Source organism: Agrococcus sp. BE272 (genome assembly GCF_031457935.1).
GTDB lineage: Bacteria > Actinomycetota > Actinomycetes > Actinomycetales > Microbacteriaceae > Agrococcus > Agrococcus sediminis.
On record NZ_JAVDXL010000001.1, the window covers coordinates 525,277 to 537,369 of the forward strand.

Consider the following 12,093-nt stretch of genomic DNA (forward strand, 5'->3'; position numbering starts at 1 on the left):
GATCAGCGCTTCGAGTACTGCGGCGCCTTGCGGGCCTTCTTGAGACCGGCCTTCTTGCGCTCGATGACGCGAGCGTCGCGCGAGAGGAAGCCGGCCTTCTTGAGCTCCGGTCGGTTGTTCTCGACGTCGATCTCGTTGAGCGCACGAGCGATGCCCAGGCGCAGCGCACCGGCCTGGCCCGAGGGGCCGCCGCCGGAGATGCGGGCGATCACGTCGTAGCTGCCGGCGAGCTCGAGCAGCGTGAACGGGTCGTTGATGAGCTGCTGGTGCAGCTTGTTCGGGAAGTAGTCCTCGAGCGTGCGGCCGTTCACGGTGAACGAGCCGGAGCCGGGGATGAGGCGCACGCGGGCGATGGCCTGCTTGCGACGGCCGACGGCCTGGCCGCCGATGTTGACGACGCGGGGCGCCTTGGGAGCCTCAGCTGCCGGCGTCTCGGTCGAGAAGCTCTCGGGAGCCTCGATGGAGTCTGCGATCTTCGCCATGTCTGGTGTCTCCTCGCGCCCTACTGGGCGACCTGGTCGAACGTGTAGGGGGTCGGCTGCTGCGCCGCGTGCGGGTGCTCGGGGCCTGCGTAGACCTTGAGCTTCTTGATCTGGGCGCGGCCGAGCGAGTTCTTCGGGAGCATGCCGCGGATGGCCTTCTCGACGGTGCGGACGGGGAACCGCGCGAGCATCTCCTCGTAGCCGGTGGCCTTGAGGCCGCCCGGGTAGCCGGAGTGGCGGTAGGCGACCTTCTTGGCGAGCTTCTGCCCGGTGAGCGCCACCTTCTCGGCGTTCACGACGATGACGTAGTCGCCCATGTCCATGTGGGGGGCGAACGTCGGCTTGTGCTTGCCGCGGAGCATGGCGGCGGCGTGGCTGGCCAGCCGGCCGAGGACCACGTCGGTGGCGTCGATGACGACCCAGTCGTGCTGGACGTCACTCGCCTTGGGCGAGTAGGTGCGAGTCATTGGTGCCTCACTGATCGAATGGATGGTCGTGAATCCCACTCCGAGGCGTTCGCCGGCGCGATGCGCGCGAACCATCCGGTGGAGGGCTCATTCGGGCACGCGCAGGCTGCACGCACCAAGGATCGAGCATACGCGGCACGGGGCCGCGCGGTCAAGCCGTCGGCGCGCCGCCGCTCAGCGGTCGATCGACGGGTCGTACTCGTCCCGCTCCTCGTGCCACACGACGTCGACGACCTCCTCGCGCGTGGCGGGCTCCTCGAGCGCCTCCCCCTCGACCGGCTCGTCCGCGGCCTGGTCGCCGGCGGGCGCGTCGACGTCGAGCGTCAGGTCGTCGAGCGGGTCGCCGCCCGGAGCGGATGCGGTGAAGGCGTCGGGCACGACGGCCCGGTCCTCCGCGGCGACCGTCGGCAGCGCCGCCGACGGCGCATCCGCCTCCTCCGCATCGCGCGCGTCGGCGGCGGGGCGCTCGTCGCGCTCGGCGCCGGCCGAGCTCCAGGTGCGCGGGTCGGCGGCGTCGGCGACGTGCATGAGCGACTGCACCTCGGCCATGAAGCCCGACAGCTGCGACTGCTGGTAGCGCAGGCCCCGCGCGCGGTCCTCGGCCTCGCGCAGCACGTCCTTCGTGTGCGTCGCGACGGTCTCGACGATCGACTGCGCGCGACGGCGCGCCTCGTCGAGCATCGCCGAGGCGCGCGCCTTCGCGCTCGCCTCGATCTGCGCCGCCTGCGCCTTCGACAGCTGCTCGTAGGCCTCCGACTGCTCGGCGACGTGCTTCGCGTGCGCGAGCGCGGAGGCGACCTTGTCGTTCGCGTCGGCGGTGATGCGCTCGGCGTGCGAGACGGCCTGGTTGTGCAGGCGCAGGAACTCCTGCTGGGCGTCGTCCTGCCGCCGGGTGAGCGCCGCGTCGAGCTCGACCCTGCGCGCCTTCGCCTCCCGCACGATGCGGTCGGCGTCGAGCTTCAGGTCGTCGGTCTCGCGCGTGACCTGGGCGCGCAGCGCGGCGGCGGCCCGCTCGGCCTCGCCGAGCAGCACCTGCGCCTCGCGATCGGCCTGTGCGACCTTCTCGTCGAGCGAGCCGAGCTCGGCCTCGATCCGCGCGCGGTGCGCGGTCTGCTCGGTCTCGCTGCGGCGGCGGGCGAGCTCGGCCTCGTGCTGGGCCTCCTGCAGCACGCGCTGCGCCTCCTCCTGCGCGTCGCGGCGGATGCGGTCCCGCTCGGCGTTCGCGTCGTCGAGCACGCGCTGCGCGGAGGTCGAGGCGTTGGTGACGAGCGTCGACGCCTGGTCCTCGGCGACGCGCAGGATCTCGGCGAAGCGCACGCGGGTCTGCCGCCCGTCGGCGGCGTCGGCGCCCTCGTCGTCGTCGGAGGCCGCGTCGTCGTCGAGGGTCTGCACCTGCTGGGCGAGGCGCAGCATGCGCGACTCGGCCTGGTCGGCGCGCGCGACGGCCGCGTCGAGGTCCTCGGTGAGGTGCTGCAGCCGCGCCTCGCTGTCGAGCGCCGCCTGCTCGCGGCCCCGCTCGACCTCGGCGAGCGCCTCGCGCAGCTGCGCGAGGGCGGCGTCGACCTGCTCGCGGTCGTAGCCGCGGAAGGCCTGATCGAATGCGTGCGGCTGCTCGGCCATGACTGCGCTCCGGCTCCTGCCGAGCTCTGCCTCGGCCGCCCTCCATCCTAGGCGTCGAGCGGGATCGGGACGGCGAGATCTGATCTCTGGGATGATGGAGGGACATGACTCCCAGCGGCATCATCTTCGACCTCGACGGCACCCTCACCGACTCCAAGCAGGGCCTCCTCGCGAGCCTGCGGCACATGCACGAGGCCGTCGGTTGGGAGGTGCCGAGCGAGACCGAGCTCATGCGCTGGCTCGGCCCGCCGCTCGTCACCGTGCTCGCGGAGTCGGGCCGCTCGCCCGCCGAGATCGACGCTGCGCTGACGGCGTTCCGAGCTCGGATGGCCGACGGCGGCCTCGTCGACTCGACCCTCTACCCGGGCGTGGATGCGCTCATCGCCGACCTGCACGGCGCCGGACGGCAGCTCGCGGTCGCGACCCACAAGATCCAGCGCGACGCCGAGGCGGTGATCGAGCACTACGCCCTGCGCCACCGCTTCCGCGGCGTGCACGGGCGCATCGACGGGGAGGCCGGCCATTCGAAGGCCGAGGTGATCGCGCGCGCGATCGACTCGATCGGGCTGCCCGCGGATGCCGTCGTGATGGTCGGCGACCGCGTCAACGACATCGCGTCGGCGCGCGAGCTCGGCATCCGCTCGATCGGCGTCGCCTACGGCTACGGCGGCCACGCCGAGCTCGCCGAGGCCGGCGCCGACCGGATCGTCGACTCCGTCGACGAGCTGCGCGAGGCCCTCGCCGCCTGACGCCGGCTCGAGCACGACGCTCAGGCGTCGAGGTCGGCCTCGCTCCGCCGCGCCCGCGCGCGATCGGCCTGCGCCGCGAGCTCGGCGTCGGGCGGGTAGCCGACCGCGACGAGCGTGAGGCCGCGCGCGGGCATGAGGCCCGTGAGCGCCGAGCGGCGGCGCTCCTGCAGCAGCGCCGCTGCCTGCGCGAGCCCGAGCCGGCCCTCGCCCACCCGCACGCACGCGGCGACGAGCGCCCGCACCATCGAGTGGCAGAAGGCGTCGGCCGTGAGCGACGCGGTCAGCAGCTGCCCGTCGCGCCGCCAGGTGAACTCGCGCAGCTCGCGGATCGTGGTCGCGCCCTCGCGCGGGCGGCAGAAGGCGGCGAAGTCGCGCAGCCCCACGAGCGCCTCGGCGCAGCGCGCCATCGCGTCGGCGTCGAGCGGCTGCGGCACGTGGGCGGCCGTGCGCCGCTCGAGCGGGTCGGCAGGCCCCGTCACGATCCGGTAGCGGTACGAGCGGGAGACCGCCGAGAAGCGCGCGTCGAAGCCGGCGGGCGCGAGCGAGACGCCCCGCACCACGAGGTCGCCCTCGCGCGACGCGAGCCGCGACAGCCGCAGCGCGAGCCGCTCGCCCTCCTGGGCGGTCGCGGGCGCGAGCGCGGCCGGCACGTCGGCGTGCGCGACCTGCCCGCTCGCGTGCACCCCCGCATCCGTGCGCCCGGCGACCGTCACCCGCACCGGCTCGCGCGCCACGGTCGCGAGCGCCCGCTCGAGCTCGCCCTGGCAGGTGCGCAGCCCCGGCTGCGCCGCCCAGCCTGCGAAGCCGCCGCCGTCGTACGCGAGGTCGAGGCGGATGCGCGGCATGCGGCAAGCCTATGCAGGAGCCGCGTGGACGGGACGCCGAGGCGCGCTCGATAGCCTCGCCGCATGCCCCAGCCCATCGAGGACTACGCCATGATCGGCGACCGGAGCACGGCGGCGCTCGTCGGCCGCGACGGCGCGATCGACTGGCTCTGCCTGCCCCACTTCGACTCCCACGCGTGCTTCGCCGCGATCCTCGGCGATCGCGAGCACGGGCACTGGCGCATCGGCCCTGCGGGCGAGGCGACCTCCACGCGCCGCTACCTGCCGGGCAGCCTCGTGCTCGAGACGACGCACGAGACGGCGACGGGCACGGTGCGCGTGACGGATGCGATGCCCACCGGCGACGACCGGGCCGACGTCGTGCGCGTGATCGAGGGGGTCGCGGGCGAGGTCGAGCTCGAGCAGGAGCTCGTCGTGCGCTTCGGCTACGGCGCCGTGCCGCCCTGGTTCCGGCGCGAGCACGACCGCGGCGAGGAGGTGCTCGTCGCCGTCGCCGGCCCCGACCGCCTCGTGCTGCGCGGCGCCCCGCTGCCGCGGGCGCACGAGCACGCGCACCGCGCGGCCTTCACCGTGCGCGAGGGCGAGCGCTTCGTGCTCGACCTGTGCTGGCAGCACTCCTGGCTGCCGATCGCGGCGCCGGTCGGCGAGCCCGAGGTGCTCGAGACGACGGTCGCGGAGTCGGCCGAGTGGCTCGCCGAGCTCGACTACGAGGGCCCCTACCTCGAGGCCGTGCAGACGAGCGTGCTCGTGCTCCGCGCACTCACCGACCAGACGACCGGCGGCATCCTCGCCGCGCCCACCACCTCGCTGCCGGAGGACCCCGGCGGCGAGCGCAACTGGGACTACCGCTTCACCTGGCTGCGCGACGCATCCCTCACCGTCGACGCGATGCTCGCCGTGCGGCTCACCGGCAGGGTGGGGCTCTGGCGCGACTGGCTGCTGCGGGCGATCGCCGGCGACCCGGAGGACATGCGCATCATGTACCGGCGCGACGGCGGCCGCGACCTGCTCGAGCGCGAGCTGCCGCACCTGCCGGGCTACGGCGGCGCGGCGCCCGTCCGCATCGGGAACGGGGCCGCCGACCAGCGCCAGCACGACGTGCTCGGCCAGGTGATGCTCACGCTCCAGCGCCTCCGCGCGATCGGGCTCGACGACACCCACGACTCGTGGCACCTGCAGCGGGCGCTGCTCGACGAGCTCGCGACGCACTGGGAGCGACCCGACCACGGCCTGTGGGAGATGCGCGGCCAGCCCCAGCGCTTCACGCACTCGCGCGCCATGATGTGGGCCGCGTTCGACTGCGGCGTGCGCGCCGTGCAGGAGGGAGGATGCGACGGCGACCCGACGCGCTGGATCGCGCTGCGCGACGCGCTGCGCGAGGAGGTGCTCACGGAGGGGTTCGACGAGACGACCGGCTCGTTCCGCCAGCACTACGGCACGAGCGACGTCGACGCCTCGCTGCTGCAGCTGCCGACGATCGGGATCGTCGACGCCGACGACCCCCGGTTCCTCGGCACCGTCGCGCGCATCGAGCAGGAGCTGCTCTTCGACGGGCTGCCGCTGCGCTACCGCACGACGGGCCTCGACGGCCTCGCCGGCGACGAGCATCCGTTCGTGCTCTGCGGCTTCTGGCTCGTGATCGCCTACGCCCAGTGCGGGCGCCTCGACGACGCCACTGCGCTCATGGACCGCCTCGTCGCGCTGCGCAACGACGTGGGCCTCCTCGCCGAGGAGATCGACCCGGCCACCGGCCACCACTGGGGCAACTTCCCGCAGGCGTTCTCGCACCTCGGCCTCGTGCTCGCGGCGACCGAGATCGCGGCCGCGCAGCACCGCTGAGCCGCGGCCGCTGCGGCGCATGACGAGAGGGGGCCCCGCGCATGCGGAACCCCCTCTCGAGCGGACGGACTACTTGGCGTCGTCGCCCTCGGGCTCGGCCTCGACAGCCTCGTCGCCCGACTCGGGCGCCTCGGTCGTCTCGACATCGGCCGCGGCGGCGTCGGCCTCGGCGGCCTCCGTCGGGTCGACCTCAGCCTCGTCGGCCTCGGCTGCCTTGGCCTCCGCGGCCTCCTGGTCGGCGGCGGCGGTCGACGCGGCAGCGGCGGCCTTCGACTTCGACGGCTTCTTCGAGACCGGCTCGAGCACGAGCTCGATCTGCGCCATGGGGGCGTTGTCGCCCTTGCGGAAGCCGAGCTTCGTGATGCGGGTGTAGCCGCCCTCGCGCTCGGCGACGAGCGGAGCGATCTCGGTGAAGAGCTCGTGCACGACGCCCTTGTCGCCGATCACGGCGAGCACGCGACGGCGCGCGTGCAGGTCGCCGCGCTTCGCGAACGTGATGAGTCGCTCGGCGATCGGACGCAGGCGCTTGGCCTTCGTCTCGGTCGTCTTGATCGACTTGTGCGTGAACAGCGCGGCCGCGAGGTTCGCGAGCAGCAGGCGCTCGTGCGCCGGGCCGCCTCCGAGGCGGGGACCCTTGGTGGGCTTGGGCATGGTTCGTATCCCTCTAGTTCTTCAGTCGGCCCGCGTTCAGCGAGCGTCCTCGTCGTAACCGCTGTAGAAGTGCGCGCCGTCGAAGCCGGGCACGGCGTCCTTGAGCGACAGGCCGAGCTCGACGAGCTTGTCCTTGACCTCATCGACCGACTTCTGGCCGAAGTTGCGGATGTTCATCAGCTGCGTCTCGCTCAGCGCCACGAGCTCGGACACCGTGTTGATGCCCTCGCGCTTGAGGCAGTTGTACGAGCGGACCGACAGGTCGAGCTCCTCGATCGGCGTGGCGAGCTCGCCGGAGCCGATGGCCTCCGCCGGCGCCTGGCCGATCTCGATGCCCTCGGCCTCGGCGTTCAGGTCGCGCGTCAGGCCGAAGAGCTCGACGAGCGTGCGGCCGGCCGATGCGATCGCGTCGCGCGGCGTGATGGCCGGCTTCGACTCCACGTCGACGACGAGCGAGTCGAAGTCGGTGCGCTCACCGGCACGCGTCGCCTCGACGCGGTAGGTGACCTTGAGCACGGGCGAGTAGATCGAGTCGATCGGGATGACCCCGGCCTCGGCGAACTCGTCGCGGTTCTGCGCCGCCGAGACGTAGCCGCGGCCGCGCTCGATCGTCAGCTCGAGCTGCAGCTTCGCCGAGTCGTTCAGCGTCGCGAGCACGAGCTCGGGGTTGTGGATCTCGACACCGGCCGGAGCCGTGATGTCGGCGGCCGTCACCGTGCCCGCGCCCTGGCGCGAGAGGTAGGCGACCACGGGCTCGTCGTGCTCCGACGAGACCACGAGCTGCTTGATGTTGAGGATCATCTCGGTGACGTCCTCCTTGACACCGGCGATCGTCGAGAACTCGTGCAGCACGCCGTCGAGGCGGATGCTCGTGACGGCGGCGCCCGGGATGGACGACAGCAGGGTGCGGCGGAGGGAGTTGCCGAGGGTGTAGCCGAAGCCGGGCTCGAGCGGCTCGATCGTGAATCGCGAGCGGTGCTCGGCGATGGACTCCTCGGTGACAGTGGGGCGCTGGGCGATCAGCACGTGTCGGTTCCTTTCGGTCGCGAGTCCGCTATATGACTCGCGTGTTCAGTGACGGCGGAATGCCGGGCAGGCGTGATTCGCCTGCCCGGCAGGAGCGACTAGTTGCGGCGCGGCTTCGGCGGGCGAACGCCGTTGTGCGCCTGCGGCGTCACGTCGTGGATCGCGCCGATCTCGAGGCCTGCGGCCTGGAGCGAGCGGATGGCCGTCTCGCGGCCGGAGCCCGCGCCCTTGACGAAGACGTCGACCTTCTTCATGCCGTGGTCCTGCGCCTGGCGCGCGGCCGACTCGGCGGCGAGCTGCGCGGCGTAGGGCGTCGACTTGCGCGAGCCCTTCATGCCGACAGCGCCACCCGAGGCCTGCGTGACGACGGCGCCGGTGATGTCGGTGATCGAGACGATCGTGTTGTTGAACGTCGACTTGATGTGGGCCTGGCCCACCGCGATGTTCTTCTTGTCCTTCTTGCGCGGCTTGCGAACCGCGGACTTGGGAGCTGCCATGTTCCTCTACCCTCCGAGCGGCCTAGCGGCCGGCCTTCTTCTTGCCGGCGACCGTCTGCTTCTTGCCCTTGCGGGTGCGCGCGTTCGTCTTGGTGCGCTGACCGCGCACGGGGAGGCCGCGACGGTGGCGGATGCCCTCGTACGAGCCGATCTCGACCTTGCGGCGGATGTCTGCTGCCACCTCGCGGCGCAGGTCGCCCTCCACCTTGAACGTGCCCTCGATGTGGTCGCGCAGAGCGACCAGCTGCTCGTCGGTCAGGTCCTTGACGCGGATGCTGCGGTCGATGCCGAGGGCCTCGAGCGTTGCGACCGACCGGGTGCGGCCGACGCCGAAGATGTACGTCAGTGCGATCTCCACGCGCTTCTCGCGCGGGATGTCGACACCTGCGATGCGTGCCATCGTGTGTCTCCTAAGGAGTATGGGAGGTGTGGTGCAGCGGAGGTGCCTGGGCCTCCCCCCAAGGTGTCCCTCTCGAAGAGAGCTCTTACCGCTGCAGGATCGTGTTCAGTTGTGCGTGCCGCTCAGCGAGCGAGCCGGGGCTCAGCCCTGGCGCTGCTTGTGGCGCGGGTTGTCGCAGATGACCATCACGCGACCGTGCCGGCGGATCACCTTGCACTTGTCGCAGATCTTCTTGACGCTGGGGTTGACCTTCATGTGTTCGTTTCCTCGCTGGCCTCGTGCTCGCGCGGTCGCGCGAGCCGTTCCTTGCCCGGCAGCCGGTTACTTGTAGCGGTAGACGATGCGCCCGCGGGTGAGGTCGTAGGGGCTGAGCTCCACGATCACCCGATCGCCCTGCAGGATGCGGATGTAGTTCTGCCGCATCTTGCCGGAGATGTGTGCGAGCACGATGTGCCCGTTCGAGAGCTCCACGCGGAACATCGCGTTGGGGAGCGCCTCGTTCACCGAGCCTTCGATCTCGATGACGCCGTCTTTCTTGGCCATAGCCTCTTCAATACTGGTTGCCGGTCGTGCGAGTGGCACGCGCAGAGCGCGCATGACACCAACGGTCGACTCTACGCGGGAAGTGCCCGCTCGCGCAAGCCGGGCGTGTCGCCGCGCCTCACGCTCCAGCGCGTTGCACGACGATCGCGCCCCACAGCATCGAGCGGTCGCGCCGCGCCCGCTTCGCCGCCTCGTCGTCCATCGTGGTCGCGAAGGTGCGCGCGATGACGGGTCCGCCCGGCACGACCGCGCGCAGCGCCGCCTTCCGGAGGTCGCGCACCCACCGCTCGTTCGCGCCGTCGATGACGTTCGAGAGCGAGATGGCGTCGTACGTGCCCGGGGCGATCCGCTCGAGGTGGTCGAGCACAGGCTCGGCGGTCCACGCGACCGACGCCGGGTCGACGGCCGGCGCGCGGTGCTCGGGCAGCTCCTCCCCCAGCAGCAGCCGCCACGCGAAGGGGTTGCCGGCGGGCGCGTGCTTGCGCAGCGCGCGAGCGATGCGGCCGCGGATCGCCTCGTCGAAGTGGGGTGGGATGGGCGTGGCGAAGTCGCGCAGCACGAGGGCCGACAGCGCCCCGGCCGGGCCGAGCATCGTCTTCAGGATCGAGGCGAGCGTGCGGTTGTCGAGCCGCTCCTTCCAGTGCGCCTCGGCACGCATCGGGTCCGTCTCCTGCAGGAACGCGCGCACGCGGCGACGGCTCCACGCGGGGCTCGCGGCGCGCACCATGCCGCGCCCCACGTCCATGAGCCGCTCCGCCGACCCGGGCTCGAACGCACCGCCCGCGACCCTGCGCCGCGCGTAGTCGGTCTGCTCGCGGTTGGCGCCGATCGCGGTCACCCGGTGCCCGGCGTCCGCGAGGGCCGCGACGAGCTCGCCCGCGCCCGCCGACGCGAGCACCCGGCTCCCGGGCGCGATCTCCTCGAGCTCGATGGCCGCATCCGCCCAGTCCCAGCCGTGCAGCAGCCGCTGGCGGGGGTTCGCGCTCGAGCGCCCCTGGCGGCGCGCGCCGCGCGTCAGCATCGCGGCCCCGCCGTCAGCATCGCGGCCCCGTCCCGATCGTCACGGCTCCATCCTCACAGACCTCGCCGCCGGAGCGCCCGGGCGCTCGACCGCCGGCCCCGGGTGCCGCTCACGGCGCGGCCCGAGGGCGCGCAGCGCCCCGAGGATCGCGATGAGGTCGACGAGCTCCTGCAGCCACGCGCCCGCGATCGCCGGCAGGTGCCCGAGCGCCGCGACCGCCATCAGGCCGACCGAGATCGCGATGCCGAGCCAGATGCTCTGGAGCGCGATGCGCACCGTGTCGCGCGCGATGCGGGCCACGCGCTCGACCGCGCCGACGTCCTCGACGAGCACGACCGCATCCGCCGAGTCGCTCGCCGCCGTCGCGCCCCGCGCGCCCATCGCGATGCCCACGTCGGCGACCGCGAGCACGGGTGCGTCGTTGATGCCGTCGCCGACCATCACCACCGGGCGCCGGGTCGCGCCGCGCACCGCCTCGACCTTGTCGGCCGGCAGGCAGTCGGCCTGCACGCGGTCGATGCCGACCTCGCGCCCGACGTGCTCGGCCGTCGCGCGCGCGTCGCCCGTGAGCATGAGCAGCTCGGCGCCGCACGCGCGCAGCGCCGCCACGGTCGCGGCCGCCTCCGGCCGCAGCCGGTCGCGCAGCACGAGCGCGCCGCCGTCCTCGCCGCCGATCGCCACGTACACGGCGACCTGCCCGGGCTCGAGCCGCTGCTCGGGCACGGCGCCCGCGAACCGCTCGACGTAGGCGCGCTTGCCCACGACGACGAGCTGCCCCGCGACCGTCGCCTCGACGCCGTTCGTCGCCGTCTCCCGGGCGTCGGATGCGTCGGGCACCGCGAGCGCGCGGGCTTCGGCCGCGCGCAGCACGGCCCCCGAGAGCGCGTGCGTCGAGTAGCGCTCCGCGGCCGCCGCGAGCGACAGCGTGCGCGACGGGTCCGCGGCGCGCACCTCCTCGAGCTGCGGCTCGCCGCCGGTCAGCGTGCCGGTCTTGTCGAAGACGAACGTCTGGGCGCGCGCGAGCCGCTCGAGCACGTCGCCGCCCTTCACGACCACGCCCGCGCGGGCGGCGCGGCTCATGCCGGCCATGAACGCCACCGGTGCCGCGATGAGCAGCGGGCACGGGGTGGCGACGACGAGCACCTCCGCGAAGCGCGTGGCGTCGCCCGAGAGCCACCAGGCGGCGCCGGCGATCGCGAGCGCGCCGACGGTGAAGGGCACCGCGTAGCGGTCGGCGAGCCGCACCGTGCGCGCCTTCTGCTCGCTCGCCTGCTCGACGAGCCGCACGATGGCCTGGTACTGGCTGTCGACGGCGGCGCGCTCGGCGCGCATCCGCACCGCCGCCGCGCCGTTGACCGCGCCGGAGGGCACCGCGCCGCCGACCGCCACCTCGACCGGCAGCGACTCCCCCGTGAGCGACGACAGGTCGAGCTCGGCCGGCACGTCGAGCAGCACGGCGTCGACCGGCACGATCTCGTTCGGCTTCACGACGACCACGTCGCCGATCGCGACCTCGCCGACGTCGACGGTGTCGAGCCGCCCCTCGCGCTCGATGTGCGCCCGCGACGGGGCGCGCTCGAGCAGCCGCGACAGGTCGGCGCGCGCCCGGTGGGCGGCGTAGTCCTCGAGCGCCTCGCCGCCGGTGAGCATGAGCACGACGATGAGCGCGGCCCAGTGTTCCCCCACCAGCACGGTCGCGGTGACGGCCACGATCGCGAGCAGGTCGATGCCGGCGTGCCCGGCGAGCAGGTCGCGCACCATGCCGACAGCAGCGCGCGCCGCCATCGCGGCCGCCCAGCCGCCGACGACCCACGGCACGAGCCACGCCGCGGGCGTGAGCGCGAGCAGGCCCCCCGCGGCGGCGACGGCGAGCGTCGCCGCCACGAGCGGGTACCGGCGCAGCAGCGCGACGAGGCTCATGGCCTCACGCTAGCGGCGGCCCGGAGCGCCCGG

At 73.3% G+C, this 12,093-nt stretch carries 14 protein-coding genes; 2 read left to right on the forward strand and 12 right to left on the reverse strand.

What is annotated here, in order from left to right; all coding sequences use genetic code 11:
- Positions 1-2: 2 nt before the first annotated feature.
- The 3 genes from rpsI to J2X49_RS02495 form a co-directional block, all read right to left on the reverse strand.
- Positions 3-482, reverse strand: a complete 480-nt coding sequence (gene rpsI / locus J2X49_RS02485) for a 30S ribosomal protein S9 (protein ID WP_128190184.1) — start codon at positions 480-482, stop codon at positions 3-5.
- A gap of 20 nt (positions 483-502) precedes the next feature.
- Positions 503-949: a 50S ribosomal protein L13 gene (rplM, locus tag J2X49_RS02490; protein WP_128190183.1), complete on the reverse strand. Its 447-nt coding sequence runs from the start codon at positions 947-949 to the stop codon at positions 503-505.
- A gap of 174 nt (positions 950-1,123) precedes the next feature.
- Positions 1,124-2,569 carry a DivIVA domain-containing protein gene (locus tag J2X49_RS02495; protein ID WP_310122128.1) on the reverse strand — a complete coding sequence of 482 codons (1,446 nt, stop codon included), beginning with the start codon at positions 2,567-2,569 and terminating at the stop codon, positions 1,124-1,126.
- Between the two features lie 104 nt (positions 2,570-2,673).
- Here J2X49_RS02495 and J2X49_RS02500 point away from each other — a divergent pair, with 104 nt between their 5' ends.
- A complete protein-coding gene (locus J2X49_RS02500; RefSeq protein WP_310122131.1) occupies positions 2,674-3,318 on the forward strand; it encodes an HAD hydrolase-like protein in 645 nt (214 codons plus the stop codon).
- Positions 3,319-3,338: 20 nt separating this feature from the next.
- On the opposite strand, the gene truA is transcribed toward J2X49_RS02500, so the two are convergent.
- On the reverse strand, positions 3,339-4,163 hold the full coding sequence (gene truA / locus J2X49_RS02505; RefSeq protein WP_310122134.1) for a tRNA pseudouridine(38-40) synthase TruA: 825 nt from the start codon (positions 4,161-4,163) through the stop codon (positions 3,339-3,341).
- Between the two features lie 63 nt (positions 4,164-4,226).
- On the opposite strand from truA, the gene J2X49_RS02510 reads away from it, so the two are divergent.
- Positions 4,227-6,002 carry a glycoside hydrolase family 15 protein gene (locus J2X49_RS02510; RefSeq protein WP_310122137.1) on the forward strand — a complete coding sequence of 592 codons (1,776 nt, stop codon included), beginning with the start codon at positions 4,227-4,229 and terminating at the stop codon, positions 6,000-6,002.
- A gap of 69 nt (positions 6,003-6,071) precedes the next feature.
- Here J2X49_RS02510 and rplQ read toward each other — a convergent pair whose 3' ends face one another.
- The 8 genes from rplQ to J2X49_RS02550 all read right to left on the reverse strand — a co-directional run bounded on the left by rplQ (position 6,072) and on the right by J2X49_RS02550 (position 12,060).
- On the reverse strand, positions 6,072-6,653 hold the full coding sequence (rplQ, locus tag J2X49_RS02515; RefSeq protein ID WP_310122140.1) for a 50S ribosomal protein L17: 582 nt from the start codon (positions 6,651-6,653) through the stop codon (positions 6,072-6,074).
- 36 nt (positions 6,654-6,689) lie between these two features.
- Positions 6,690-7,679 (reverse strand): DNA-directed RNA polymerase subunit alpha, encoded by a 990-nt coding sequence (locus J2X49_RS02520; RefSeq protein ID WP_128190177.1) that lies wholly within the window; start codon positions 7,677-7,679, stop codon positions 6,690-6,692.
- A gap of 98 nt (positions 7,680-7,777) precedes the next feature.
- Positions 7,778-8,176: a 30S ribosomal protein S11 gene (gene rpsK / locus J2X49_RS02525; RefSeq protein WP_128190176.1), complete on the reverse strand. Its 399-nt coding sequence runs from the start codon at positions 8,174-8,176 to the stop codon at positions 7,778-7,780.
- A 22-nt stretch (positions 8,177-8,198) separates the two neighbouring features.
- The gene (rpsM, locus tag J2X49_RS02530) at positions 8,199-8,576 is read right to left on the reverse strand and encodes a 30S ribosomal protein S13 (protein WP_310122149.1); all 378 of its coding nucleotides are present in this window, start codon (positions 8,574-8,576) and stop codon (positions 8,199-8,201) included.
- A gap of 141 nt (positions 8,577-8,717) precedes the next feature.
- Complete coding sequence (gene rpmJ, locus J2X49_RS02535) at positions 8,718-8,831, reverse strand: 50S ribosomal protein L36 (RefSeq protein WP_038503151.1); 114 nt, start codon at positions 8,829-8,831, stop codon at positions 8,718-8,720.
- Positions 8,832-8,897: 66 nt separating this feature from the next.
- Positions 8,898-9,119, reverse strand: coding sequence for a translation initiation factor IF-1 (gene infA / locus J2X49_RS02540; RefSeq protein WP_128190174.1), 222 nt, complete (start codon positions 9,117-9,119; stop codon positions 8,898-8,900).
- Between the two features lie 118 nt (positions 9,120-9,237).
- Entirely contained in the window at positions 9,238-10,140 is a 903-nt protein-coding gene (locus J2X49_RS02545; RefSeq protein ID WP_310122168.1) for a hypothetical protein, read from the reverse strand.
- A 39-nt stretch (positions 10,141-10,179) separates the two neighbouring features.
- On the reverse strand, positions 10,180-12,060 hold the full coding sequence (locus J2X49_RS02550) for a heavy metal translocating P-type ATPase (protein WP_310122171.1): 1,881 nt from the start codon (positions 12,058-12,060) through the stop codon (positions 10,180-10,182).
- Positions 12,061-12,093: the final 33 nt, after the last annotated feature.

What these genes read in the sequence shown, in the direction of transcription:
- rpsI (WP_128190184.1), bottom strand. Translation starts at nt 482, where the DNA reads ATGGCGAAGATCGCAGACTCCATCGAGGCTCCCGAGAGCTTCTCGACC.
- rplM (WP_128190183.1), bottom strand. Translation starts at nt 949, where the DNA reads ATGACTCGCACCTACTCGCCCAAGGCGAGTGACGTCCAGCACGACTGG.
- J2X49_RS02495 (WP_310122128.1), bottom strand. Translation starts at nt 2,569, where the DNA reads ATGGCCGAGCAGCCGCACGCATTCGATCAGGCCTTCCGCGGCTACGAC.
- J2X49_RS02500 (WP_310122131.1), top strand. Translation starts at nt 2,674, where the DNA reads ATGACTCCCAGCGGCATCATCTTCGACCTCGACGGCACCCTCACCGAC.
- truA (WP_310122134.1), bottom strand. Translation starts at nt 4,163, where the DNA reads ATGCCGCGCATCCGCCTCGACCTCGCGTACGACGGCGGCGGCTTCGCA.
- J2X49_RS02510 (WP_310122137.1), top strand. Translation starts at nt 4,227, where the DNA reads ATGCCCCAGCCCATCGAGGACTACGCCATGATCGGCGACCGGAGCACG.
- rplQ (WP_310122140.1), bottom strand. Translation starts at nt 6,653, where the DNA reads ATGCCCAAGCCCACCAAGGGTCCCCGCCTCGGAGGCGGCCCGGCGCAC.
- rpsK (WP_128190176.1), bottom strand. Translation starts at nt 8,176, where the DNA reads ATGGCAGCTCCCAAGTCCGCGGTTCGCAAGCCGCGCAAGAAGGACAAG.
- rpsM (WP_310122149.1), bottom strand. Translation starts at nt 8,576, where the DNA reads ATGGCACGCATCGCAGGTGTCGACATCCCGCGCGAGAAGCGCGTGGAG.
- rpmJ (WP_038503151.1), bottom strand. Translation starts at nt 8,831, where the DNA reads ATGAAGGTCAACCCCAGCGTCAAGAAGATCTGCGACAAGTGCAAGGTG.
- infA (WP_128190174.1), bottom strand. Translation starts at nt 9,119, where the DNA reads ATGGCCAAGAAAGACGGCGTCATCGAGATCGAAGGCTCGGTGAACGAG.
- J2X49_RS02545 (WP_310122168.1), bottom strand. Translation starts at nt 10,140, where the DNA reads ATGCTGACGCGCGGCGCGCGCCGCCAGGGGCGCTCGAGCGCGAACCCC.
- J2X49_RS02550 (WP_310122171.1), bottom strand. Translation starts at nt 12,060, where the DNA reads ATGAGCCTCGTCGCGCTGCTGCGCCGGTACCCGCTCGTGGCGGCGACG.